The sequence below is a fragment of the Pseudoalteromonas aliena SW19 genome (assembly GCF_014905615.1).
Classification (GTDB): domain Bacteria; phylum Pseudomonadota; class Gammaproteobacteria; order Enterobacterales; family Alteromonadaceae; genus Pseudoalteromonas; species Pseudoalteromonas aliena.
In genome coordinates this window covers 586,033-610,810 of sequence record NZ_AQGU01000025.1, presented here as the reverse complement: position 1 = coordinate 610,810, position 24,778 = coordinate 586,033, and the positions used below count along the sequence as shown (strand labels likewise).

The window sequence follows — 24,778 nt, the reverse complement described above, 5'->3', positions numbered from 1 at the left end:
TTAAGCCATTAATATGAATGAAGTAACATTAAAACAAACACAACAATGGATGATGACGATGTTAGTTGTTCGTGGAAACCTTAAACAGAAAGTTATAAAGGCTTCACAACAAGCTAATTTACCATTGAATTTGTTGAATCAAAATAACGAAAAATCGACTTTTTACCGGCGATTAAATATATACGCAGCTGGTTACGTTATGCGTTTAGTAGAATGCCTTAAAGCCGAATACCCATTCCTTGAGAAGTTCATGGGAGAAACTGTTTTTGCAGATTTTGCAAAAGCTTACATTGTTACGCTCCCTTCTAAAAATTCGAGTCTGTATGATTTAGGCGGTGGTTTTGCTCTGTTCCTTGAAAAAACACGGCCAGGCGGATTTTGCAGTATTGAGGAGGAAGCGTTTTATTCTTTACCTGCAGAAATTGCTCGTATTGAAAGAGCGAAAGCAGAAGTCTCTTTAGCCAAGGGATTTGAAGTGGAGCAAGAAGAAAACGTAACATTAGATTTTTTTTCACTATTACAGCAATCGCTTACTGTACGCACACCATCATGTTTACGGTTAGTTAAGTTAGCGTACCCACTTTTACCACTGATGCAAAAACTAGAATCAAACGATGAATACGCTATGCCTATGGCTGAGCTAAGTTTTATTGCTTTTTCACGGATTAATTACACGTTAAGTTCATTAGCGCTCGAATCTTGGCAGTTTGAGTTTTTAAAGGTGTGTCAGCAAGAGCCGCTTTTATCAAACTGTATTGATATTACTTCAAGAGTAAGTGGCTTAGACAAAGGCGACTTATTGGCGCGTTTGATGTTTTGGCTTCCAAGTGCTATTGCGCACGGATTACTGAAAGTGGCTTATTAAAATAGCGTTTTAAACAAATGTTTTTATTTTTTGTTTAAATAGTTAGACAAAGATTATCACTTATTAAAAATATGCTCAGTAGACATTTAATCAAAGCACAAGCCATACATTTATGAAAATAGTGCTATTAAATTTGAGGTGCGCATCAAGAAAGGTAAGTCGTTTAATATAACCAAGAACATTCGTTTATTTCGGCTTTAAATTACGCCCTAAACTCCACTTTATATATTAAACGCTCTTTAATCTGCTTTTTACTTAACTTTACTGTAAAATTATTAGCTTAACACTTGTGTATGTTTACACATGTTATGGATAGCTAAATATTTCAACCAATTTAAGTAGATCTTATGATTTTTTATATTATTAGCTTGAGTACACTTGTTATTATTTTGTGCGTGGCGCTTTATGTAATCTACAGTAATACATGTAAAAGCCGAGTAAGAAAATCAAAAGAATACAATGTACTGTTTGATAAAGATACGATAGTGGATGAGCTAATCACTCAGCTAACAGAAAAAAATCAAACGCAAGAAAACCAAGATAAAACCATTAAAAGTAAAGAAGAAATCCTCGCAACATTTGTTGAACTACATCGTTCAGGCAGTTTTTGCGCGCACTTGAGTGAGCAGGAAATCATTTACTTTGTTAAAAAGAAATTAAACATGGAGAGTAATAAAAATGGATAGCGAGAAAAAAGCGGTTCCAGCAGTAAAAAGTGATTCATTTATGAGTCGATTTGGTCGTCGAAATGTAATTTTAGTTTCATCAATTGTTATTGTGTTAGCGGTAATCGCAACACTCACATCGCAAGTTATTTCATGGAATGAAGCCGATGAACGCTTAGTTCATCAGTCGGCTTTTACTGGCAATTTAACAGTAATAAATCAGGCTGGCCCTTATTTAAAAGCGTTTGGTACTACATCGGCCTATAAAAAAGTGATTTCGATTAACTTTACCGGTGACGCAAATGCAACAGCAAGTGCAATTGTCCCGCTCATTCCTATTCGGTTTTTAGATACCACAACAGGTGGCGCACGCGGTGTATCGCGTTTTAGATTACCAGGTAATGTGCCTGCAGCTGAATCAGGTGCTTTGCGTGGTTTACTTAAAATTCATGAAGAATTTGGTTCACAAGAAACGTTAATCTCTAATTTATTAATGCGTGCAACTACAGAAAACGTAAAAGCATCGGCGCGTATGATGTCGGTAGAGCAACACTACTCTGGTGGTAATGGTCAATTAAGCCAAGATTTTGCTGATCAATTAACTAACGGTATTTTTGTTACCGAACAAATTATTAGCACGGGTGAGCGTGATAAATCTGATGATTTGGGTAATTTAAGTAAGCAACAACGTGTCACTATTAATATTAAAATGGACGATGAAGGTAACACACTTCGCAATGCCCCTATTTTGGGCGCTTACGGTATTACCGTTGTTGATGCCAGCATTATTGATATTGATTATGAGAGCAAAGTAAATGCTCGCCTTGAGGCGCAAAAGCAAGCTGCTGCTGATGAAGCGCTAGCGCGTCAAAACCTTAAAAAAGCAGAGCAACAAGCACGTACCGAAGTTGCTTTAGGTGAGCAAGCCATCGCTAAGCAACGTGCTGAATCTGAAAAGCTAAAAATTAAAGAGCAAATTGATGCTGAACGAATTAAGGCAAATGCCATTATTTCTGCGCAACAACGTGTTGCTGTTAAAGCCGAGTTGGCAAAAGAGCAAGAAGAAATTTTAAAACAACAACGCTTAGAAGCATTAGGTATGGACGTTTTAGCTGAAGCTCGTTTAAGAGCTAAGTCTGCGGCACTTGATCCTAAGTATGTATTTGATGAAACGCTAAAAGCAGAAGTTAAAATTCAAACTGCTTTATTTACAAGTTTAGGCAATAGCCGTTTAGTGCCTGAAATTGTAATAGGTGCAGGCCAAGGCGAGCAAAGTAATGGTTCTGAATTTATGCGTTTATTAGCCGCTGATGCTGCGCTGAGTCTTAAAAAACGTTTAGAAAAAGATAAAAAATAAATAATTACTAAATATATAAACAATATTGAGGCTTAGCCTTTAAATATTATATAAACAATAAAACGCTGGCTGATAAACATTAGCCAGCGTTTTTATTTTGCACATCTAACTCATATAACATACTTTAAATTAACCTAAACTTTGGTTAATTTATTTTCTAAACTATTGAACCATGGTGATATTTTAATTTTTTTCTCTAACCAGAGTTCAGGTTAAATTGTACTCAGAATGCGTTCAGCTATGATGGTTAATAATTTGCCACTGTATACTAAATGTATTAGCGATTTAAATATCAGGGAGAGAACATTGAAAGTACTTAAGTGGATTTTAATTGGAGCTGTAGCTTTACTAATTATAGGCTTACTAATTCCTGAAAAAATAATGATACCGGTACAAGGGGCAACCGCTAAAGATTGGAACCATAATACGTTTTGGTATGAGCCTTGGGGTAAATCGGGTGTGCATAAAGGGATTGATATTTTTGGTACAAAAAATACACCCGTAGTTGCCTCTACAAGCGGTGTTGTTATATTTGCAGGTGAGTTAAGCCGAGGAGGTAAAGCGGTTGCTGTACTTGGGCCTAAATGGCGCGTGCATTATTTTGCACATTTAAATGAGTACAGTGTAAGTGCTGGCGATACAGTGAGCATAAACAGTCAAATTGGTTTACTTGGCGATACTGGAAATGCTGCGGGGAAACAGCCCCATGTGCATTATTCTATTTTATCATTAGTGCCCATGCCGTGGCTTTTTACAACGCAAAATCAAGGCTGGAAAAAGATGTTTTTTTTAAGCCCGCATAAAAAATTAACGATTAAGTAACCATTGTATTGACTATAAATGACCTTTTAAATTTCGCTGTTAATTCCGTATAAAATGGGCTTAACAGCTTTAAAGTAATAAATTTTAATTGTTAATACTGATTTGTTCGTTTACTGCATTGCTACTGCGAGCTGGTGGTATAAACCAATACCAACAATAACATTAAACGGAAAAGTAACGCCTAGAGAACTGAGCATAGCAAGGCCAATATCGGCTTTAGGAATGGCTGCCTTTATAGCAGCGGGAGCTGCTATATAAGAAGCGCTTGCTACCAAACTTCCCAATATAACTACCGACCCTAACTCTAAATTTAAAAGTGTGCCTACCATTACGCCAATCGTGCCTAAAAATAATGGCGTGATAATAGCAAATACTGCTAGTTTCCACTGTTTCCAGGGAATAGGGCGTAGAGTTTGTGCTGCGACTAAACCCATCTCCAGTAAAAATAACGCAAGTACGACCTTAAAGCTGCTGGTTAAGAGGCTGGTTACTTGGCTGCCTTGCACCGTGCCGTACATCATGCCGATAACGACACCGCCTACGAGCAAAATGACACTTTTGTTAGTAAGTGTTTCATGCCAAAGCGCTTTTAACGACAGTTCACTCTTTTGGCTGTTTTCTTTATCAAGCCTTCTGTAAAGCAGTAAACCAACGATGATTGCAGGGAGTTCTAGCATCACTAAATACAGAGTTACTTCTGCACCGACTACTAATTGAGCTGTCTCGGCATACGCAAGCGCTACCGCAAAGGTACCTGCACTTACTGAGCCGTAATGTGCGGCAATACTTGCGCTATTAGCAACAGAGAGTTTAATTACGTATTTTAAAATTGGATAAAGCATAAGAGGAATAAGTGCACCAAGTAACATTACCGAGCCCATTTCGGGTAGCAGTTGCCAGCTTAGATTACCGTGCAGTACCATACCGCCTTTAAGACCGATTGTTAACATGAGCAATAGGCTTAAGGTTTCGTAGGTTGCTTTTGGAATAGCAAGATCAGAACGTAAAATACCCGCTACTAATCCTAAAATAAAAAACATAACAACAATATCTGGCACAGGTGTTCCTTACTAAATCATAAATTAAGAGGCGCTATTGTAGATAAAACTTTGTATAGTAAATAATAAAATAAACAATGCACATGTATAGATAAATATCTATGGAGGTGATTTTGGATTTACGGCATATCTCATTTAGGTTACTTGAAGTATTTATGAGCGTAGTAAAAACTGGCTCAATTAGCGAAAGCGCAAGGCGTTTACATTTAACGCAGCCAACCGTATCGCTGCAAATAAAACGATTACAAGAGGCCGTGGGTGAGCCACTAGTGCTTATGCAGCAACAAAAGTTACATGTTACTGATGCTGGGTTTGCGTTATTTAAAACCTGCCAGCAGGTGTTTGGGCATTTTGAAGACTATCAAGACTTCTTAACCGAGCTTAATGGTGGATCGCGCGGCCGTTGTAAAATTGCCATGGTTAATACAGCGCAATATATTTTACCAAAATTGCTAGGTCCTTATAGTAATTTACATCCGCATGTTGAACTCCCTCTTGAAATAGGCAACAGGGCAGAGGTACTTGATAGATTTGAGCGAGGGGAGGATGATATTTATGTATTTAGTCATCCGCCGTCGCTTGAACACGCACAAGCTGCTCGTTTTTTGCATAATCCGCTGGAATTTATAGTGCCCTTAAGTCATCCATTAGCTCACGTAAAAGCTGTTAAATTAGCTGAGCTAATGCAGTATCGCTTTTTACTACGAGAAAATGGTTCAGCAACACGGATGTTATTTGAAAGCGAGTTACAAAGCCGAGGATTAGTGCTAAATGACTCCGTACAAATGGCCAGTAATGAAGCAATACGGGTAGCGGTAGCGTCAGGCATGGGTATTGCAGTTTTATCACGCCATGTACTTGCAAAAGATGATACAAGCTTTAAAATTTTAAACGTAACCGACACCCATTTAGCGAGTCATTGGTATTTTGTAATGCGCACCGACAGGCACATATCGCATGCGGCACGTAATTTTTTAAAGTTTGCGCAGCAGCACGTAGAACAATATTTAGATACGCAATGGGTACGTAATGAATTACATAAGTTAAATTTAAAGTAGAGTAACTGGCACTCTGGTTAAGAGATTTAAAATTATGACTCCACAACAGCAAAGCGTTATTGAACAAGGGCATTGGTTTAAAAGCCGCAGCCAGTATTTAAAAAACTTTTTATTAACTCAAGGCAAAACGCGTTCACTTAAAGCCCAACAGTCACTATTTTTGCGAGGCGATAAGCATAACGGTATTTATGCCGTACTGAGCGGCGTGGTTCGTATTAGTGGTGTAAGCAATGAAGGAAAGGAAGCTGTACTCAGCTTTATTGAAACACCGCTGTGGTTTGGCGAAGTCACGTTGTTTGATGGCGGCCTACGTACGCACGACGTATATGCGCAAACCGATGTGGTACTTTTTTATGTACCCCAGCGTGCGCTTGAACAATTGTTAAATGAACAGCCACAATATTGGCAAGAGTTTGGTTTATTGCTGGCGCAAAAGTTACGCCTTATGTTTACCTCTATGGAAGATCACGCATTATTAAGCGCTGAGCAAAAGGTATGCAATCGACTTTTAATGCTGAGTGAGCATACAGAGCATTTAACGCCGCTTGTATTATCCCAGCAGCAACTTGCTGATATGACCTATCTAACTCGCCAAACTATTAATCAAATACTGCAACGACTCGTTGATCTACAAGCCATTAGTTTAGGGTATCAACGCATTACCATTTTAGATAAGCAAAAATTACACGTGCGCACTGGCAAGCTTAAATAGGTTTAGTATTTTTATTAGTTGGAACCAAAATTGCTACACAAGCTGAAACGCAACAATGGATTTGGCTAATGACATCTATAACCTTTGCAAATCAGTACAGTAACAATAGCTACGCTAGTATAACTAAAACGGCAAGCCCAAGCGAAGTAGCGGCAATTAATGGCCCTACTAGTAAAAAAGCAAGTGATGTTAACGGAATGAACGCTACACCTAAAGAGCAAACGTTTTTAGAACGTGCGCAAGAAGCAATTGTTTACCAGCGTTTGGGTATAAATAAAGAAAAAATAGATAAATTAAAAGAAGCAATAGAAGATCTTTCTAAAGAATTACAAGGGCAAGGCGCTGATCTTGACATAATTAACGATAAAATCAACGAACTTGAAAAAATGCTTGAGCAAGAATATAAGCAGGGTAGGGACCGAATGGATATGCAACCGCAGCATGAACGGGGTAAGATAATTTCTGCATTGGTTTAATTTATTTAACCTAGCCTATTGCAAGTAAGTTCAACGCAGTTAGCGCTGATAATAGCTGCTGGAGATAGATTTATTATCCAGAGTTCAGGTTACTTAATGTCGGGTACCTGACATTGTTGTTGTACTGATATTTGCTAAAGTTAACTTTATATAAAAATAAAGCAGGGTTCAACAATGAAAACACTTCAACAACAACTTGGTAAATATGGTTTATACCATCGTTCTAAACGCAATGTATTGACCCACTTTTTTGGTATTCCGCTCATTGTATTTGCTGCACTGTGCCTACTTGCACGTATCCAAATACCTGTGGGAAGTTTTCTAATTGATAATTTTGTCATTGATGGTGCACAACTTTTTGTATTAGCGTCAGTTGTTTATTATTTTATGCTGAGCTTTTCGCTTGGCTTTATTATGGCCGTGATACTCACTTTACTCCTTATTGGTGCTCAGCCTATCGCGGCAATGGCGTTTTGGCCTTGGTTGGGTATTGGTGTCGGTGTGTTTGTATTTGGCTGGGTACTGCAGTTTATTGGACATTATTACGAAGGTAAAAAACCGGCGTTTGTAGATGACCTAATTGGTTTAATTATTGGCCCTTTGTACGTAACTGTTGAGCTACTATTTTTAATGGGTTTTTATAAAAAATTAGAAGATGAAGTAAACGCAATAGCAGGGCCTACAAAGGCGTAGAGTATTTTACCAGACCTTATTAAAAGCTAATAAATAACAATAAAAGGGCAAATAACATATGCAATATAATAATAAAACCGTGTGGATCACCGGCGCATCATCAGGTATTGGTAAAGAGCTTGCTATACAATTTGCCGAGCTTGGAGCGCGCGTAATTTTATCGGCGCGCAATGTAGATAAACTAAACGATTTAAAAGCAACCCTTAAAGGCGGGGGGCACTTGGTTGTACCGCTGGACTTAGCCCAGCCAGAGCATGTACTGAGTACAGTAACAGTAAAAATGAGCGAGCTTCCTGCAATTGATATTTTAATTAATAACGGCGGCGTATCGCAGCGTAGCTTATTTTTAGAAAACGACTTTAACGTGTATCGCCAATTAATGGAGGTTAATTACTTTGGTTTAATTGCACTTACTAAAGCTGTATTGCCTGCTATGGTGGCAAGGCGCAGTGGCTCAATTGTGTCTATTAGTAGTGTGGCGGGTAAAGTAGGTTCAAAATTTAGAACGGGTTATTCGGGCTCTAAATATGCGGTTGTTGGTTTTATGGATTGCCTACGTGCAGAAGTAGCACAACATAACATTCATTGTTTAACAATTTGCCCAGGTTCTATTAAAACAGCGATTGCACATAACTCACTAAACGAGCAAGGCATCGCGCAAAATAAACCAGAAAAGTCGATAGAAAATGGCATGGATGTAAGCGTGGCTGCTACAAAAATGATTCGTGCCATTAGTAATAAAAAAGACGAAGTGATTATTGGCAAAGGTTTAAGTGGTTGGGCGCCCACAATTAAGCGCTTTTTTCCAACTCTGTTTAACCGCTTAACGGCAAAAACAAACTATAGGTAGCGTCGTTTATTTCAAAGGCGTAAATGCCGTAAATTTGATCAATTTAGAAAAGGATTCTAAATGAAGTATTTATGGCTGAGCCTGTTTTTTATTGCATTAATTTACTCTGGTATTAACCCAAAAGATCAATTTACATGGCTGCTTGAAGTTATCCCTGCAATTATTGGTGTAGTGCTGCTAGCAAGTACCTATAGCCACTTTAAACTTACCCCTATTTTATATACATTTATTTTAGCGCATTGCATTTTGCTGATGATTGGCGGGCATTACACCTACGCCGAAGTCCCTTTTTTCGATAACCTATTTGGTAGTGTAGTGGTACAGTGATTTTGGCCACCCATTAAGAAAGAAATGTTATGCTAATAAGCATACAAATTTGGGTAAAAAAATGACGAAATTAAAACGCGCAACATATTCAGCGGCAATTAAATTAGAAACGGCTCAGCTTGTAGTAGACCAAGGTTATACGCAAGAAGACGCAGCAAAAGCGATGGGGGTGGGTAAATCAACCGTCAGTAAGTGGGTTACTCAATTAAAGCTAGAACGTAATGGTCAGACACCTTTAGCTTCACCAATGACGCCCGAACAAATTGAAATCCGTGAACTTAAAAAACAAATCCAACGCATTGAATTAGAAAAGGATATATTAAAAAAGGCTACCGCTCTCTTGATGTCCGACTCCCTGAACAATTCTCATTAATTGAGAAATTGAATCAACGAGAGCGTTATCCAATTAGTGTGCTATGCAGCGTATTCAATGTGCATCGCAGCAGCTATAAATACTGGGCCATACGCGATACAACGCCGACACCTGAGCAAGTAAGGTTAGAGGCTGAAGTAAAAGCAATACATGCGATGAGTGGTGGTTCAGCAGGTGCACGGACAATCGCAGCGATAGCAACGAACAATGATTTTGAATTGAGCCGTTATCGTGCAGCTAAGCTAATGGTTAAATTAAAGCTTGAAAGCTGCCAAGTACCTCAACATTCATATAAACGCGGTGGTAATGAACACCTTGAAATCCCAAATCTGCTTGATAGACAGTTTGATGTTGTTGAACCAGATACCGTGTGGTGCGGTGATGTGACGTATATTTGGACAGGCAATCGCTGGGCTTATTTAGCCGTCGTTATTGATTTATTTGCACGTAAAGTGGTTGGCTGGGCAATGTCGTTGTCGCCAGATACTAATTTAACGCTAAAAGCGCTTGAACTCGCGTATGAAAGCAGAGGTAAGCCAAGTGGATTGATGTTTCACTCAGACCAAGGAAGCCACTATACAAGCTTGAAGTACCGCCAACGTTTATGGCGCTATAAAATCACACAAAGTATGAGTAGACGTGGAAATTGTTGGGATAATGCGCCAATGGAGCGATTTTTTAGAAGTTTTAAGACAGAATGGATGCCAAAGGTTGGATATGGAAACTTTATAGACTCTAAATATAGCGTGAGCGATTACATAAATGGATATTACAATAATGTTAGGCCACATCATTATAATGCTGGTTTAGCGCCAAATGAATCTGAGGTTAGATATCAAGATTCTAAAACTGTGGCCAAAATTAGTTGACCACTACATAGCGAGCGTAATAACTACGACAAAGTAGGGCACTTTTTTCAAGGGTTTGTACCTGCACTACTAGCACGCGAAATTTTACTGCGCAAAAAGGTAGTAAATGGTCGAGGCTGGTTAATCACTTTTGTTATTTCGGTATGTTTAGCATTTAGCGCGTTTTACGAATTAATAGAGTGGTGGGTTGCAGTGTTAAGCGGCGAAAACGCAGAGGCATTTTTAGGTACGCAAGGTTACGTGTGGGATACCCAATCAGATATGGGACTGGCGTTATTTGGGGCTATTTGCTCGCTATTAGTACTTTCAAGAGTACACGATAAACAGTTAAAAAACGTTAAAGATTATTTATAGGCTATAGGAACGTTAAAGACTATTTATAGAAACGCTTATAAAAACATTGATAAAAAGACTATTAACTTATGACAGTAAACATTAGTGATTACTCAATTAGCACAGACAAAAGCAAACTTAACTTTAATGTTATTTATAACTTTATTGCTAATAGCTATTGGGCCAAAGGCATTCCTAAAAGCGTGATGCAATCGGCTATTGATAACTCAATGTGCTTTAACACATAGTTTAATAGATAAAATAAAAATTAAATTTTTATTTTATCTTAAGTTTTCGAATGATCTTACCGTCTTCTTTTTCAGACGAGAACATGTTGAAATTAACACCTTGTAATGACTCTATAATAACGGAAGATTCTTCAGATGTTGCAAGTATGACTTGCCCTCCATTATTACAAATATCCGATGCTGACTTAAGTAAAGTAGTAAAACTAAACTTATTAGCTTCTTGTTGACGAGGTTCATCAAAAACTACTAGTTTCGGATGATTAGTATCAAATTCGTTACTTAACTTAAATAAACTTAGTAAATAACTCCAAATAATTCTGATCCCATCACTTGCCGATGTATCAAAACCAATATCAAACCCTTCACGAGTAGGTAAATAAGTTTCTCTCGATATATCAAGCTTCTCAGGCTTAAAACTTGAAAAGCCATAATCGGTTAAGAGACTTCTTAAGTAAGTCTCTAATGTTTTAATTTTTTTAGTATCTTCTGGAGATAGAACACTTTCAGGTAAGTTTCGTCGCTGCTTACATAAAGATGAGTGCTTCCGATGTATTGCATCTAATTCAAGCCTAAGTTCGACTAAAGACTTAATAGTATCTTTATATAATTCAACGTCATTTTCTAATTTAATTTTATATCTTAAATTCTCTTCATAAAGAGAGATGTCAGGCTGAACTACTGACTCTCTAAGTTTACGCAAGGATTTTCTTATTTCATTTAAATTTGATTTAATTGAACCTAGCTCAACAGATTTCGTTCTTTTTTGAAATTTATAACTGTCTGATACATTTTTGAATGCTTTAATTTGTTGCTTAATAAATTCAAGACTTTCATCAACACTCATAACAGAAGACGACGAATCTAAATCGATAAGGTTTTGAGAATACTCTTGACCACACGTTGGGCAGTCTGCATCATTTAGTTTCGTATTACCAAAAACATTTAGTTCACCAACTTTTTTTAAATCTTCATATTTCCGTTGATCTTCAATAAGGCTCGATATACGGATTTCCGTTGAATAAATTTGTTGATTTAAAAAGGAAATTTCAGTATCTAATTCAGTATATTTGCCATCAAACTCTCTCAATTTAAGTTCTTTTCTATCTATTTTGTCTTGAACATTATCATCTAATGTTGAACTGATAGTTTCTATTTTTTTATTAAATTCGAACAATTCATTTTCAACAGTTTCAGCGACATCTTGAATAGAAAGCCACTTATCGTTGTTTTTAACAGCAATATCGACTTTATATTGATCAAACTTTGCTTCAGGTAGCTCTGTAACACCTCGAATTTGCCCTAACACTCTAGCTGCTAATAACTCAGACTTTTTATATGTTATTCGCCATGTATTTAACGCGGAATCAATATCAACTTTTAATTTTGCCCTTTTCTTAACATTATCATTAACATCAAGGTTCAAAATGAATTCTAAGGCTCTTTTTTTTACTTCTTTGATTTTTAAAAATGTAGGTGTAGTTGATTGAATTGATGACCAGCCCTTTTTTTGTTCGATAAACCACGTAGGGAAAAATGTAGACGGATAAAGTGGAATTTCCTTACCGTCAAAATTTGGCACCAACGGAAGATTCCAACTAATAAAAGTATCCAACCATTTAAAAAAGCCTAATGGTCTAGTTGTATCACCTTCTCTATGCAAAAATAATTTTTGGTGTGAATGTTGATTTATCTCATCAATTTTTGAGTCGTATTGATGTATAATGTTCTCTTCATCAGATCCAATTATTTGTCTTGATAAAGTACTTACATCACCTGATTTATTTTCTATTTCTAATAGTACAGAGGATTTAATAATTAAATGCTCACTACCATTTTTATCTTCAATAGCTTTAGTTAATGATGGAGGGAAAGGTAACTTAGCACTCCCCAAACCTAAAGATTTCTCCATACCTAATGCATAAGCAATAGCGTTAATACACGTAGATTTTCCATGTGAATTATCTAACCTAAGAATAAACAGTCCTTTTTCAAAAGGTATATCTACGCCATAATCACCATCGATTGTTTTTGCTATAATTTTTAATCTAGATATTGATAATGCCATTACTAAACCACCTTGAAAATACGTTCAACATTGGCTTCCGTCATATATTTTTTGACAGCCATAAAATATTTTTTTTCAACTTCAAATGTTGCCGATTCATTCAATTTATTAAAGACATTATATCCACTTTCAGTTATTTCAAGCCTACCATTTGATTTAATCAGTAAAGCGTCACCAACCAACATTTCCAATACTCTATCTAGCGCAGGTTCCATTCTAATATCAGGTCTAATACCACTTGTATCGTTAATCCAATAAAGGAAATCATCCAAGTGACTTTCACTCTTACTTATCCAATTAGCGATATGTACCTTTTTTAAGCTGCATTTGTTTTTTTTATTCAAAATACCGAAGATTAAAAGAACTAATGAGGCTTTCCAAATAGGCCTTAAGTCGCTAGGAATTAGCTTTTGACGACGGGTAAATGTAAAGGGTTTATCTAGTATTTGATTAATATCCATTTAAAAATCCAAAGGGCATCTAATTAACCAATCAGCAATAACCCCCCATTTAATTTTCTCTAAATCGGCACCTTTAAAAGATTTTACTTCTTCAATTATATTGTTATGAAGCTTTAGCATTTCATCTTTAATTACTTGCCCAGGTAAAATATCATCAGTTTCAATAATAAAACGCTCTATTAAGCTATCTTCTCTATCTTGAATACAATTAGAAACGGATCCATAAATATCACTCCATTCTAATTTAAGTTGATCCATTAAGTTCTGATAGTCTAAATACTTTTGTATTATATATCCTTTAATATGGAGCATTCTATCTTGGTTTTCTTCTATTTTTGGCAGCTTTAAATCAAGCTTAGCTAAAAAATCAATATTGTCGCTAATCCAGGAAGCCGCATCACCAACACTAGCGCTATTAAAATCAAAAGCTATTTGGTAAGCCTCTTTTCTTAAATGGCTAACTTCATTAGGGTAGTCATATTCCGTATGCACTAATATTTCAAAATCATCACTGACATAAGAAAGCCCTAACTCTCTAACTTCTATAGATTTTTGAGCACAAAACTGTGCTAGAGCCGCAGAGTCATTAGCTGAAGTTGCTAAAATCCAACGATCCATAACTCTTTGACCAAATAATTTTTTAAGCTCATCAACATTGGTATGTGTAAATTTTTTAATGTCTGCATTAATTTTTTTTCGCTGAGCTTCAACTAATTTTTTTACATCTGAGGTTTGTTCTGGCAAGTAACATTGAAAAACATGTCCAGATAAACTAAAACATTCGATACCGAAATCACCTATATGCTTATCCGGCACATCTCTGTAATTAGCGGGTAAATAATGAAGCCTGACAATGTCTTTGAAGTAGTTTTCCCAATCTTTTGGGCTATTTTTTGGATCTAACAAATTATAGTCGCATCTAATTCCTTGATAATTTAGTTTATAGTTAATGTTTTATTATGTAAATGCCTCATATATTACAAACTCAATTAGTCGTCTACTTAAATTAAATAAACAAAGCTGTGATAGTAAATTTACTATTGTGACTAAAAAGTTCAATTTTTTAGTTGCGTATTACGAAAGAAGAAATTTAGGATGGGTGTCACTATAATTCTCCATTGAGGGTTACGATGCCCATAAGACCATACCGCATGTTTTGCATCTTTTTGTTTAACAAGCTTAAACTAGACAGCTACTCCAAATAAATAAAGTCAATCCACCTAGATTCTAATTACAGATTCATAAACTCAGGCAGTATTTACGGGGCTGGGGACACTATTACCTAATAGCCAACGCTTATCAGTTAACGGTGGATTTAGATCATTGGATCCGCCATAGGATAAGAATGTGCTACTGGCGGCAATGGCGTAAACCTCGCACCAAAGTGCGCAGTTTAATGAAATTGGGTGTTAGCGAACGACTCGCCATAGCCTGTGGTATCACCAGTAAAGGCCTTTGCAGAAGCTCGAAAATAAAAGGAATTAACATTGCGCTAGGCAATGACTATTTAGCGTCACAAGGTTTAGTGTCATTGAGAGATATTTGGATCAATATTCATTATGGGAGGTGAACCGCCCATTGCGGACCCGCATGATAGGTGGTGTGGGGGCTGGAGGTTAGAGACCTCCGGCTACCCGATTAAGTGCCTACTAATACGATGAGTAAACGTTTGTGAAATCCCATGAAACTATACTAGATAAACCGCTCACCAAATAGTCAGAATTAATCGGGATCCATGGGTCAGCATTAAATCTAATATACTTTGAGAGTTCATCTTTTTTATGTTGGCATAATGAATCCCACCACACAGGTGAATACGCTACATTCTCGCACGTTGCAATAACTAGCCTAAAGATTGCGTCCCCTACATTTTTTCCTGAGCGTAATACTTCTTTTATGGAATCGATAAATCTGGAACAAATGTAATCGTCGCTTTCGTGCCATGAAAAAATGACAGCCCAACCTGATTTTGTTGGGGCTGAACAAAAAGTGATAAGCGAAAAATTTGTGCCTATTTTAGATATGTCTTGTAATACTCTTCCTTGAAAATCAAATTCTGGATAAAGAAGTCCAGAAAAGGAAATGTTAGGGTGGTTTTCACACTCTAAAACAACATATCTAATCTTTTGGTATTCTTCATTTCTCAATACAGAATCAAACGCCTTTTTTTTCTTCAGCAAAGGAATCAAGCCATTTTCAGTACCTTTCTTTAGGTCTGAAATAAATTCTTTCGTTCTGTTTTCTTCCGTAAACATAGAAAGTTGTTTAGATAAAAGTCTAAGAGAGTTTTCTTTTACGTATACTTCCCTGCATATTGATCTATAGGCATAAAGTGTTGCTTGTTTTGGGTTAGGTTCTAACGGGTAATTATCAATTGGTTCAAAAACCAAATTATCATGATATTTACAAAAACCTTTAAAAGTTGAAAATTTATGTATACTCTTTTTCTTAATTAAAATCCTACCATCTTTTTCCACTTTATCAGCTAGAGCGTATACATGGTTATCTTGGGCAATAACTGTCAATGATTGCCCTTTTTGAACAGAGTGCGCATTTATCACAGAGTCACATTCTGAACCAGAATTAAAGTGGAAACATTTTCCTCTTTTAGCTAAACTATTGCGAGAAGAATGAAATGAACCTATATCAACTTCATCTCTATCTGTTAGCTCTTCCACTGTAACTTCAGATACCCTGTCATCAACCGCTATATATATAAATGCTCTTCCAAATTTTTGTGCTTTTTGAAATTGTTCAGCCCCTATATCCTTGTCAACAAAGTTCTCTTCAGTCACCTTTGTTGGTGGCATAAGTAATTCGAGCACTTTCCAGCCATCTTTTTCAATTTCAAATTGTGCAATAGGCAATATTTCCTTGGATTCAATTGACTTTAACCAGCCTATTGCAGTAATTTTTTCTGCTGTAATATATATAGAAGAGGACTTTCTAGGTTCCACTAAGAATTTAGTCAGATATGTATCCATAGCAACCAGCCTATATTGGCACTTAACACTTTAGTATTTATGCAACACGCAGTTTGTGTTGCATAATCGCTTGTTGGACTGAGGCGCTACCTGCTCGGTGTGTTCGCGTTGGTATTGTTTATGCTATGGGAATTTGCTTTTTATGGCCTAACCGATATCTAGCCAATTTCATTGACGTGTATATCGTATCTAAGCTATCCCTGCGTTACTCAGCGTTTATTATGTCCCTATTAAACCTAATATTTAACTGTTAAGCAACGATATTTTCACCACGCACAGTCGCTACTAGCCTGAGCAATTAAGCAGGTTAACTCATTGATTATATTCAGCAGGGTCGCCCGCTAACTCGTTCGCTCTGTTGTAAGAATTGCTGTTTCCGACGCTGATAGACCAATAAATCGTAAAATGCCAACCTTGTAAATCATTTAACGGTCATTTAAAAAGTAGCAGCGATAACGTAAGTAACCGCTTTAAGCACACTTGTTTGTGTAAGCATATTATAAAAGGTGGTTTACGGATGGTGGAAGCTGTAAAAAACGAGGTTATGAATTATTTACTAAACGCATCTACCTATTTTAAAACAGGGCAGACACGATGTACTTATACCAATCGACTTAAATATTTAGCCTTTCTAGCGTGCTAAATAAAGCGTTAACGGCGTTATAAATTTCTCATGTAGAACAACTATATGTCGAAATTTATGCCTTGTTATCACTCTATTTATCCGTCGCTATAAATGTCTAATAACTTAACACGATTGGTATTATTTGGCTTTTTTAGCTTCTAGAGTTTCTATTTCACTCCAGATTTTTTCGGCTTCTGCACTTAACATAGCGAAGCTTTTAATGTCGCCTTTTCTTTGTGCCTGCATGCCTTGCTCTAGTTTTACGTCGTATTCTTTACGCAGTTTTTTTATTGGGTCAGGCTTTAAAAATGAAAACATTATTATTCTCTTAATTTATTAAATTATATTTAGTTAGTGTACGCATTAATGGGCTTAATAGTTCTTTGTTTGGTGAAAATGTTTACTTTGCGCTTTTAAAGCGCACAGTAAACACGGTGTAATTATTAACGTACTGTGTGCTAGTGCTAGTGCTTACGTTTCTGGCTCTAGGCGTTTAATACCTTGACCATCAATACCTAAATAAATAAAACCATCACTGCCTTGGGCTAGGCTGCGTACTCTGCCTATTCCATCGAGTATTTTATATTGCTTAACAACCTTACCCTTTGAGAGTTCCAGTGCGCTAATAAATGCAAATTTCATTGATGCTAATAATAGCTTACCTTTAAGCTTTGGGTATTTATCACTCGTTACATACAACATATCGGAAGGGGCAATTGAAGGGGTCCAATGTAATACGGGCGATTGCATGCCGTCTTTTTCTTTAAGGTCTGTAAACTTGGTACCGCTGTAGTTAACGCCATAACTTACTAAAGGCCATCCGTAGTTAGCGCCTTTTTTTATAATATTAAGTTCATCGCCGCCGCGTGGTCCGTGCTCGTGAGACCATAAAATATTGTTTTGATTATCAAACCACATGCCTTGTGGATTACGGTGCCCATAAGACCATACCGCATGTTTTGCATCTTTTAGTTTAACAAACGGATTGTCGCTTGGGATACGGCCATCTTCGTGTAAGCGATAAATTTTACCGCCATCACGGGTGAGATCTTGCGGGTTTATAGTGCGTGCGCCGCGATCGCCAATTGAAAAATAAACATAACCTTCATCATCAAACACAGTACGGCTGCCGTAGTGCTGGCCTTTGGTACTATTATGCTCCCCTTTGTATAGCAATTGCTGATCAGACAACTGCGTATAATCGCTATTTAGCTTAGCGCGCATTAAGGCGGTGTTACTTCCGCTTCCTTTTCCCTCACTACTTGAGTAACTAAAGTACAGCCATTGGTTTTGCTTACTATCGGTGTGTAGTGATAAATCAAGCAACCCACCTTGGCCATTAGCGTCAATGTTGGGCAGCCCAGAGACCTTAGTTAATTTAGTTGTATTTTTAGGTAATAAAAATAACGTTCCACTGCGCTCAGATATTAGTAAATCACCATTAGCTAAAGGCTCAATAGCCCAAGGTATAACCACACCATCTGCCGCTGTTACTGCGTTAACGTTAAGCGATAAAGTATCGAGCTGTTTATAGTTTTTTACGTAATCGCTTTTTGCATGCGCGGGTGCATTAATAGCAAACATAGCAACGGTTAAGCCTGCACTTATTATTTTAGGGAGTGTGTTATGTGACATTAAATTTATCATTATGGCTTCCAAAATTAATCCAATCTTACATAACCTTAACATGGCATAAATAAATTTGTTAAGCGTTGAGTTGAATGAAAAACACACACTTATATTTTTATACGATGACCTTTAAACAGAAAATTGTTTTAGTAATTAGCGCTAATAAAAAATTGAATAATTACTCTATTGGGGTTGAAAACTAAAAATTTCAGCGTACACTTGTGCGCTGAAGTTTGAGCGTACACGTGTAAGTTAAAACGTTAAGTATTTTACGATCCAAGAGATTAATAGTGATGATAATTAAAGTATTAAACCAATTTTCAAAATGGTTTTTACACCATCAAAGTTTTGCAGGCTATATAGAGCCAATAATGCAGGTGTTTAAACCTGCGTGGCGTGCAGGGCAGTTTAGAGCGCAAGTAGTTAATACAGTTGTGCTTGATGGCGGTTTTTTAAGTGTGCAGCTTAAGCCAAGCAAACAATGGCAGGCACATACGTCAGGGCAGCATATAAGTTTAACGCTTGAAATTAATGGGCGATTATTAACACGCGTTTTTACCGTGGCTTCAAGCGCTCAGCAATTTAAAAATACAGGTTTGGTGCGCTTACTAATCAAAATAAATGCGCAAGGGCGCTTTACAGGTTTACTCAGTAGCGCATTAAAAGCGGATTTATGGTGCAATATTTCTGCGCCAAGCGGCGACTTTGTATTTAAAAATACACATACACCGGCTACTTTTGTTGCCGGTGGGTCGGGTATAACACCTATGCTGGCCATGCTTGATGATTACTTAAACCAAACAACGCAAAAAGTGTCGTTGGTGTATTACGCAAAAGCCACTGAGCATCAATGTGTTGATGAGCTAAGTGAGTTGGCAGCGCGTTTTGAGCATTTTTCGTTTTTATTATTAACGCGTGAGCAATCAAGCGATATAACCAGCAATATTAAGCCGTGGAAAAACCCAGACATTTACTGCTGTGGCCCTGCTGCATTTATGCAAACGGTGAGCGATTTTGCTAAAACGCATAAGCTAAATTACTACCAAGAAGCCTTTGGTTTGGCGCTGCCTAGCTTAAACGGCGACAGCCAATTTAATGTAAAAATTAACGCAAGTGCCCATGTTGTATCGGGCAATGATGTTTTACTACCTCAGTTTGAAGAAAAAAAGCTACCCGTTAAACGCGGTTGCGGTATTGGTATTTGCCATCAATGCCAATGTATTAAAAAATCAGGCGTGGTACGTAATTTAAAAACAGGTGAATTGAGTGACAACGGCGAGCAGTTAATCCAACTTTGCGTAAGCCAACCTGTTAGTGATTTGGAGTTACAATTATGAAAAACATTAACTATGACATGCTCGCAAGCGAGCTAGATGCCATTAAAATTGACACCCTTGGCAAAGTAGGCCAACAAGATGCTGACTATATTCGCTCTGTTGTGCGCAAACAGCGAGTGTGTGAATGGAGCGGGCGAATTTTGCTAATGCTTGGTTTTATTCAGCCATTATTGTGGGTTGCAGGCGTGTTATTACTAGCGCTGGCTAAAATTTTAGACAATATGGAAATTGGCCACAATGTAATGCATGGTCAATACGATTGGATGAACGACAAGCAACTTAATTCACAACATTATGAGTGGGACATTGCGTGCGATGGACAAAGTTGGCACCGCGTTCATAACTTTGAGCACCACACGTATACTAATATTATTGGTAAAGACAGAGACTTTGGTTATGGATTATTACGCCTGAGCGATGATTTTAAATGGCGTTTTAAAAATGTATGGCAGTTTTTTACGTATATTAATTTAAGTGTGTTATTTCAGTGGGGCGTGTCGTATCACGAGTTAGCTGCAGAGCGTGTTTTTATTGGTAAAAAGAAAGAAAACCGCGAAGGGCTTGTTTCACACTCTACATTAAAACAACGCTTTTTTAGTAAAGGCGCTCGCCAGTTAATTAAAGATTATGTGATATTTCCGTTACTTGCAGGGCCTTTATTTTTATGGGTATTGGCGGGGAATTTAGTGGCAAACTTAATCCGTAATTTATGGACGTCGACCATAATATTTTGTGGTCACTTTACTGAAGAAACGCAAACTTTTAAACAAGAAGACTGCGTAAACGAAACCCAAGGGCAGTGGTATTACCGCCAAGTACTGGGCTCGTCTAATATTAAAGGGTCGCATTGGTTTCATGTTTTAACAGGGCATTTGAGCTGCCAAATAGAGCATCACTTATTTCCAGATATGCCGTCTTCGCGCTATCAAGAAGTTGCACCGCAAGTACAAGCTGTTTTGCAAAAACACGGTATTGATTACCATACGGGTGGTTTTTTTAGGCAGTATACCTCGGTATTAAAACGTATTATTAAATACTCGTTTAAATAAATTTAGCAAATAAAATAATCCAATGCGCAATTGTGCATTGGATTTTTGTTTATAGTGCCGAATATGGTTGATTTGTGAACAGCGTATGCAAAAAATTTTTCTGGTTAATTAAAAAAGCCTTACTTTAGCTATGGTTAAATGATGCATGAATGTCATACAATGGAGAAAAATAGACCACACAAGAGAGATTAAAATGGCCGCATTTGGTACTGTGTTTATGCCGCAGATGATTCAAGCTCGTTTTTCTGATAATAAATGGAGCGAAAGCTCAATTGTCCCTTGCGATAAACTTGAACTTCATGCTGGTGCGCACGTTCTTCATTATTCAAGTACATGTTTTGAGGGATTAAAAGCTTTTCGCCATGAAGATGGTTCTGTTTATCTTTTTAGAATGGATGCAAACATTGCGCGTATGCAACAAAGCTCAGCGCTTTTAAGCTTACCGAGTTTTGATAGCGATATGCTAAAAACCATGATTATTGATATTGTTCGTCAATACGCTGATGAAACGCCATTACCACCGGGCTCTATGTATATTCGCCCAACACACATTGGTACTGAAGCTGCCATTGGTAAAGCGGCAGCGCCATCGATGAGCTCACTTTTATATACATTGCTTTCGCCAGTAGGAGATTACTTTTCAGGTGGTGCAACTGCACTTCGCGTACTGCTTGAAGAAGATGGTATGCGCTGTGCCCCGCACATGGGCATGGTAAAAAGTGGTGGTAACTACGCCAGTGCACTAGCACCCATTAGCGCTGCGCGTACTAAGTATCAAGCTGACCAAATTTTGTTTTGTCCAGGTGGCGACGTGCAGGAAACCGGCGCGGCTAACTTTATTTTAATTGATGGCAACGAAATTATTACTAAAGCGCTGGATAGCACGTTTTTACATGGTGTTACGCGTAATAGTATTTTAACGATTGCTAAAGATTTAGGTATGACGGTAAGTGAGCGTAACTTTAGCGTAACTGAGCTACTAGAGCGTGCTGCCAAACCGGGTACTGAAGCGGCGCTTTCGGGCACTGCAGCTGTACTAACTGCTGTGGGGACGTTTATTCATAACGATAAAGAATACAAAGTAGGCACTGGCGAGCCAGGCCCAACGACTGCGCGTCTTCGCCAAGCATTGAACGATATTCAATGGGGTAAAAGTGAAGACAAGCACGGCTGGTTAACTAAAATCTAATTATAGATTTAATAGCAACTTGCATTAAAAAGCCACCTAATCGGTGGCTTTTGTATTTTTAACTACTTTAAGCTCCGTGTTTGGCGCTTAGAACTTCATTTCTATTTTTCCGTACACGTAGCGTCCGTTAAATCCATACGCTGAGAAGCTAGAGTATGCAAATAATCGTGAGAAGGTTGTTAAATCGTCAACATTTTCACGGGTTGCATCTGGGTAAACATCAAGAATGTTATTAGCACCTAAGCTAAGCGATACGTTCTCAGTAAGCGAATAGGCGACATCTAAGTCAGTTATCCATTTAGGCTTGAGTACTTCATTACGTTCAGGGTTATCTGAAGGGTCTTGTGTTTCGCCATAACGCGTTGTTCTAAGCGTGGTGCGCCACTGTTCCATATTCCATGTAGCACTTAAATTGTACTTATTACGCGGTGTGCTTACTTCAAAACGACGTAGTTCGTTACCAGAGAATAAGTTGTCTTGATCGAATCCTGCACCTTGTAGCTCTGCTGGTGGGTCGATAATGTTTGTTACTTCATTTTTGCCGTAGTTGTAACCTAAGTTAAAAGCAACATCACCATAACCGTCGGTTGCTAGGTTGTACGATGCTACAACATCAACACCGCGTGTTTTACTGTCAATTGCGTTTAAGAAAAAACGACCTTGGTTAGCGCCTGTGCCTTCAAGTAGTTGCTCTATAGCAGTACCTGATAAGTTGTTTGATAGCACGATTCGATCATCAATTAATATTTGGTAGTAATCAACCGATAAGCTGAAGTTAAAGTCGGTAGACCACGTAAAACCAGCGCCATAGTTGGTTGCTTCTTCAGCATCAAGACCTGGGGAGCCAAGTGCTTTTGCTACATTACTGCTTGGTGCAAACGTGCCAGTTTCGGTTGGTTCGCCATCAACAAATACAGTGGCTACTGAGGTAAAGTATTGCTGCTGCAAAGAAGGCGCTCTAAAGCCAGTAGAAACAGAAGCCCGCAGTGCAAAATCCTCAGTTAACGAATAACGAGTAGCAATTTTACCATTAATAGTATCGCCAAAGTCTGAGTAATCCTCAAAACGAGCGGCAACGGTTATGTTCCAATCATCAGTAAGGTAAGTTTCGAGATCCACATATAAGCTCACATTGTGACGGCTGTTGTCCCCTTCTGATTCTGGTGTAAAACCAGGAAATACTTGTGAACCCGCAGCCCCAAATGGGCCTTGTGCATATGAGGCTTCTTCGCCGGCATCTATTTGGTAACCTTCTCGGCGATACTCAGCACCTATGGCTACGTTTACAGAGTTTTCTAAAAAGCTTATGTTTACTTCACGACTAAAATCAACGTTGAAAGTGAGTTGATCGTACGTAAGTGTACCTGCGTCAAATGTGGTTTGGCTAGTAGGGCCGTATGAAGTATTTAAGCTGTTGGTAACACCAAATTCAAATGCATCTTGACCATATACGGCCGATACATCGTAATTCCATTCGCTTACGAAGCCTTTAACACCCAGAGCTAATGAAAAGTCATTTATATCGGAGGTAATAACCGGTAAAAAACCATCGGGGTAAATTTCTTTTACGTTACGGCTATCAATTGCACGGCGATAAAAACCACTGCCTTCGCCTTCTCGTTTACTGTAAGAGCCAAATGAATATAAATCGGCATCGTTTGTTAACTGGTAACCTGCGTTATAAAAAACAGAAAAATCTTCAACATCACCATTACCAAAATTATGGTTGTAGCGATTGACGGTAAATTCGCGTCGGTCGAGCACACCATTGTCTGAACCATCATCTAATCGTGCGTAGTTTTCACGTTGGTCGTAGTCTGAGCGATTAGTTGAATGGCGGTCTCGGTATTCTGTTGAGATATTTAAAAAGCCGTTTTCGCCTAGTTCAAAACCCATATTACCTTGTAGGGTTAATGTTTGACCGTCGGTTAACGAGCGATCGCTACCCTCGGTAAAGGCTAAATCACCATCACTGCCTTCAGATACTGATTTTAGCTGTGGTACACCATCCATTTCAGTAACGTTAGCGCCGTAGTTTGCTGAAAACGAGCCACCGCTGCTGGCACTTTTAAGCACAATATTAATAACACCAGCTATTGCATCAGAGCCGTATTGTGCTGCTGCGCCATCACGTAAGACTTCAATTCGGGCAATTGCATTTGCCGGTATCGCATTTAAATCAACGGATGATGACCCACGGCCTGTTGAACCATTTAAGTTCAGCAACGCGTTGCTGTGTCTACGTTTGCCATTCACAAGCACTAATGTATGATCGGGGGCTAAACCACGTAGTTGCGCTGGACGTACATGGTCGCTACCATCAGTAAGGGATGCTTGCGGAAAGTTAAAGCTTGGTAATAAGCTGCTTAGCAGGGCATTTGTTTCTGTTTGACCTGAACGATTAAGTGCATCAGCTCCTATGATATCAATAGGCACGGCGCTATCTTCGACTGTACGACCTAATCGCCTTGAACCTATCACACTTATTTGCTCAATGTTTTCCTCTGCTTTAATATTTTGCTCAGCGGCGCTTACATTAAGCGAGCCTAGTAGTGCTGCAGATGCGCTCATTGCAAGTAGTATCCGTGGCGCAGATTGTTGCAAGTTAAATAATGGCTTTTTATTCATGTTTTATTTCCCTTATTTGAAAATCCATTAAATTATTCTAATTGTTTACAAGAAAGCGAGTAAACCTCTTTGTTACTTTGAACATATACTTGATTAACAAAGTGT

The 24,778-nt window shown here is 38.0% G+C and carries 22 protein-coding genes and 3 pseudogenes; 17 read left to right on the top strand and 8 right to left on the bottom strand.

Going from position 1 to position 24,778, the window contains the following annotated elements:
* The first annotated feature begins 13 nt into the window (after nt 1-13).
* The 4 genes from PALI_RS08320 (at nt 14) to PALI_RS08305 (ending at nt 3,709) form a co-directional block, all read left to right on the top strand.
* Complete coding sequence (locus PALI_RS08320; protein ID WP_193155546.1) at nt 14-865, top strand: HvfC/BufC N-terminal domain-containing protein; 852 nt, start codon at nt 14-16, stop codon at nt 863-865.
* Nucleotides 866-1,212: 347 nt separating this feature from the next.
* Nucleotides 1,213-1,551 (top strand): methanolan biosynthesis protein EpsI, encoded by a 339-nt coding sequence (locus tag PALI_RS08315; RefSeq protein WP_193155545.1) that lies wholly within the window; start codon nt 1,213-1,215, stop codon nt 1,549-1,551.
* A complete protein-coding gene (locus PALI_RS08310; RefSeq protein WP_077538138.1) occupies nt 1,544-2,887 on the top strand; it encodes an SPFH domain-containing protein in 1,344 nt (447 codons plus the stop codon). Before PALI_RS08315 ends, PALI_RS08310 begins: the two co-directional genes overlap by 8 nt.
* A 306-nt stretch (nt 2,888-3,193) precedes the next feature.
* Entirely contained in the window at nt 3,194-3,709 is a 516-nt protein-coding gene (locus tag PALI_RS08305; protein WP_193155544.1) for a M23 family metallopeptidase, read from the top strand.
* 110 nt (nt 3,710-3,819) lie between these two features.
* Here the strand turns inward: PALI_RS08305 and PALI_RS08300 are convergent, their stop codons facing one another.
* The gene (locus PALI_RS08300) at nt 3,820-4,767 is read right to left on the bottom strand and encodes a sodium-dependent bicarbonate transport family permease (protein WP_077538136.1); all 948 of its coding nucleotides are present in this window, start codon (nt 4,765-4,767) and stop codon (nt 3,820-3,822) included.
* 113 nt (nt 4,768-4,880) lie between these two features.
* Here PALI_RS08300 and PALI_RS08295 point away from each other — a divergent pair, with 113 nt between their 5' ends.
* From PALI_RS08295 to PALI_RS08255, 9 genes and pseudogenes are all read left to right on the top strand, one after another.
* Nucleotides 4,881-5,825: a LysR family transcriptional regulator gene (locus PALI_RS08295; RefSeq protein WP_193155543.1), complete on the top strand. Its 945-nt coding sequence runs from the start codon at nt 4,881-4,883 to the stop codon at nt 5,823-5,825.
* 34 nt (nt 5,826-5,859) lie between these two features.
* Nucleotides 5,860-6,537: a Crp/Fnr family transcriptional regulator gene (locus PALI_RS08290; protein ID WP_193155542.1), complete on the top strand. Its 678-nt coding sequence runs from the start codon at nt 5,860-5,862 to the stop codon at nt 6,535-6,537.
* A gap of 68 nt (nt 6,538-6,605) precedes the next feature.
* Nucleotides 6,606-7,013, top strand: coding sequence for a hypothetical protein (locus PALI_RS08285; RefSeq protein WP_193155541.1), 408 nt, complete (start codon nt 6,606-6,608; stop codon nt 7,011-7,013).
* Nucleotides 7,014-7,187: 174 nt separating this feature from the next.
* On the top strand, nt 7,188-7,706 hold the full coding sequence (locus PALI_RS08280) for an Mpo1 family 2-hydroxy fatty acid dioxygenase (RefSeq protein ID WP_182702574.1): 519 nt from the start codon (nt 7,188-7,190) through the stop codon (nt 7,704-7,706).
* Nucleotides 7,707-7,764: 58 nt separating this feature from the next.
* The gene (locus PALI_RS08275) at nt 7,765-8,556 is read left to right on the top strand and encodes an SDR family oxidoreductase (protein WP_193155540.1); all 792 of its coding nucleotides are present in this window, start codon (nt 7,765-7,767) and stop codon (nt 8,554-8,556) included.
* 60 nt (nt 8,557-8,616) lie between these two features.
* A pseudogene (locus PALI_RS08270) lies at nt 8,617-8,868 on the top strand (DUF2238 domain-containing protein); the annotation flags it as partial.
* Between the two features lie 76 nt (nt 8,869-8,944).
* Nucleotides 8,945-10,125 (top strand): IS3 family transposase gene (locus tag PALI_RS08265; protein ID WP_193155539.1). Its coding sequence is split into 2 segments (ribosomal slippage): nt 8,945-9,203 and nt 9,203-10,125, totalling 1,182 coding nucleotides; the frame shifts between segments, so codons are not numbered across the junction.
* Nucleotides 10,126-10,134: 9 nt separating this feature from the next.
* A pseudogene (locus tag PALI_RS08260) lies at nt 10,135-10,479 on the top strand (DUF2238 domain-containing protein); the annotation flags it as partial.
* A 68-nt stretch (nt 10,480-10,547) separates the two neighbouring features.
* Nucleotides 10,548-10,706: a hypothetical protein gene (locus PALI_RS08255; RefSeq protein ID WP_226894520.1), complete on the top strand. Its 159-nt coding sequence runs from the start codon at nt 10,548-10,550 to the stop codon at nt 10,704-10,706.
* 28 nt (nt 10,707-10,734) lie between these two features.
* On the opposite strand, the gene PALI_RS08250 is transcribed toward PALI_RS08255, so the two are convergent.
* Genes PALI_RS08250 through PALI_RS08240 form a run of 3 tightly spaced genes read right to left on the bottom strand, consistent with a single transcriptional unit; the run spans nt 10,735 to nt 14,138 of the window.
* Nucleotides 10,735-12,771 (bottom strand): hypothetical protein, encoded by a 2,037-nt coding sequence (locus PALI_RS08250; protein ID WP_193155538.1) that lies wholly within the window; start codon nt 12,769-12,771, stop codon nt 10,735-10,737.
* 2 nt (nt 12,772-12,773) lie between these two features.
* Nucleotides 12,774-13,232: a hypothetical protein gene (locus PALI_RS08245; RefSeq protein WP_024608376.1), complete on the bottom strand. Its 459-nt coding sequence runs from the start codon at nt 13,230-13,232 to the stop codon at nt 12,774-12,776.
* Complete coding sequence (locus PALI_RS08240) at nt 13,233-14,138, bottom strand: hypothetical protein (RefSeq protein ID WP_024608375.1); 906 nt, start codon at nt 14,136-14,138, stop codon at nt 13,233-13,235.
* A 328-nt stretch (nt 14,139-14,466) separates the two neighbouring features.
* On the opposite strand from PALI_RS08240, the pseudogene PALI_RS20285 reads away from it, so the two are divergent.
* A pseudogene (locus PALI_RS20285) lies at nt 14,467-14,802 on the top strand (group II intron maturase-specific domain-containing protein); the annotation flags it as partial.
* 79 nt (nt 14,803-14,881) lie between these two features.
* Here PALI_RS20285 and PALI_RS08230 read toward each other — a convergent pair.
* From PALI_RS08230 to PALI_RS08220, 3 genes are all read right to left on the bottom strand, one after another.
* Entirely contained in the window at nt 14,882-16,216 is a 1,335-nt protein-coding gene (locus PALI_RS08230) for a hypothetical protein (protein ID WP_193155537.1), read from the bottom strand.
* 763 nt (nt 16,217-16,979) lie between these two features.
* Nucleotides 16,980-17,159 carry a DUF6435 family protein gene (locus PALI_RS08225; RefSeq protein ID WP_002959772.1) on the bottom strand — a complete coding sequence of 60 codons (180 nt, stop codon included), beginning with the start codon at nt 17,157-17,159 and terminating at the stop codon, nt 16,980-16,982.
* A 153-nt stretch (nt 17,160-17,312) separates the two neighbouring features.
* Nucleotides 17,313-18,488, bottom strand: coding sequence for a PQQ-dependent sugar dehydrogenase (locus PALI_RS08220; protein WP_193155536.1), 1,176 nt, complete (start codon nt 18,486-18,488; stop codon nt 17,313-17,315).
* A gap of 275 nt (nt 18,489-18,763) precedes the next feature.
* Here PALI_RS08220 and PALI_RS08215 point away from each other — a divergent pair, with 275 nt between their 5' ends.
* The 3 genes from PALI_RS08215 to PALI_RS08205 all read left to right on the top strand — a co-directional run bounded on the left by PALI_RS08215 (nt 18,764) and on the right by PALI_RS08205 (nt 22,045).
* On the top strand, nt 18,764-19,807 hold the full coding sequence (locus tag PALI_RS08215; RefSeq protein WP_193155900.1) for a flavin reductase family protein: 1,044 nt from the start codon (nt 18,764-18,766) through the stop codon (nt 19,805-19,807).
* Nucleotides 19,804-20,856 (top strand): fatty acid desaturase family protein, encoded by a 1,053-nt coding sequence (locus PALI_RS08210; protein WP_193155535.1) that lies wholly within the window; start codon nt 19,804-19,806, stop codon nt 20,854-20,856. The genes PALI_RS08215 and PALI_RS08210 overlap by 4 nt, the downstream gene beginning before the upstream one ends.
* 145 nt (nt 20,857-21,001) lie before the next feature.
* Nucleotides 21,002-22,045: a branched-chain amino acid aminotransferase gene (locus PALI_RS08205; RefSeq protein WP_193155534.1), complete on the top strand. Its 1,044-nt coding sequence runs from the start codon at nt 21,002-21,004 to the stop codon at nt 22,043-22,045.
* A gap of 87 nt (nt 22,046-22,132) precedes the next feature.
* Here the strand turns inward: PALI_RS08205 and PALI_RS08200 are convergent, their stop codons facing one another.
* A complete protein-coding gene (locus PALI_RS08200) occupies nt 22,133-24,673 on the bottom strand; it encodes a TonB-dependent receptor plug domain-containing protein (protein ID WP_193155533.1) in 2,541 nt (846 codons plus the stop codon).
* Between the last annotated feature and the right edge of the window lie 105 nt (nt 24,674-24,778).

Excerpts from the sequence above, each read along its gene's own strand:
- PALI_RS08245 (WP_024608376.1), bottom strand. The coding sequence starts at position 13,232 with ATGGATATTAATCAAATACTAGATAAACCCTTTACATTTACCCGTCGT.
- PALI_RS08215 (WP_193155900.1), top strand. The coding sequence starts at position 18,764 with ATGATAATTAAAGTATTAAACCAATTTTCAAAATGGTTTTTACACCAT.
- PALI_RS08310 (WP_077538138.1), top strand. The coding sequence starts at position 1,544 with ATGGATAGCGAGAAAAAAGCGGTTCCAGCAGTAAAAAGTGATTCATTT.
- PALI_RS08280 (WP_182702574.1), top strand. The coding sequence starts at position 7,188 with ATGAAAACACTTCAACAACAACTTGGTAAATATGGTTTATACCATCGT.
- PALI_RS08290 (WP_193155542.1), top strand. The coding sequence starts at position 5,860 with ATGACTCCACAACAGCAAAGCGTTATTGAACAAGGGCATTGGTTTAAA.
- PALI_RS08225 (WP_002959772.1), bottom strand. The coding sequence starts at position 17,159 with ATGTTTTCATTTTTAAAGCCTGACCCAATAAAAAAACTGCGTAAAGAA.
- PALI_RS08210 (WP_193155535.1), top strand. The coding sequence starts at position 19,804 with ATGAAAAACATTAACTATGACATGCTCGCAAGCGAGCTAGATGCCATT.
- PALI_RS08275 (WP_193155540.1), top strand. The coding sequence starts at position 7,765 with ATGCAATATAATAATAAAACCGTGTGGATCACCGGCGCATCATCAGGT.
- PALI_RS08205 (WP_193155534.1), top strand. The coding sequence starts at position 21,002 with ATGAATGTCATACAATGGAGAAAAATAGACCACACAAGAGAGATTAAA.
- PALI_RS08285 (WP_193155541.1), top strand. The coding sequence starts at position 6,606 with ATGACATCTATAACCTTTGCAAATCAGTACAGTAACAATAGCTACGCT.
- PALI_RS08230 (WP_193155537.1), bottom strand. The coding sequence starts at position 16,216 with ATGGATACATATCTGACTAAATTCTTAGTGGAACCTAGAAAGTCCTCT.
- PALI_RS08315 (WP_193155545.1), top strand. The coding sequence starts at position 1,213 with ATGATTTTTTATATTATTAGCTTGAGTACACTTGTTATTATTTTGTGC.
- PALI_RS08200 (WP_193155533.1), bottom strand. The coding sequence starts at position 24,673 with ATGAATAAAAAGCCATTATTTAACTTGCAACAATCTGCGCCACGGATA.
- PALI_RS08255 (WP_226894520.1), top strand. The coding sequence starts at position 10,548 with ATGACAGTAAACATTAGTGATTACTCAATTAGCACAGACAAAAGCAAA.
- PALI_RS08250 (WP_193155538.1), bottom strand. The coding sequence starts at position 12,771 with ATGGCATTATCAATATCTAGATTAAAAATTATAGCAAAAACAATCGAT.
- PALI_RS08320 (WP_193155546.1), top strand. The coding sequence starts at position 14 with ATGAATGAAGTAACATTAAAACAAACACAACAATGGATGATGACGATG.
- PALI_RS08220 (WP_193155536.1), bottom strand. The coding sequence starts at position 18,488 with ATGATAAATTTAATGTCACATAACACACTCCCTAAAATAATAAGTGCA.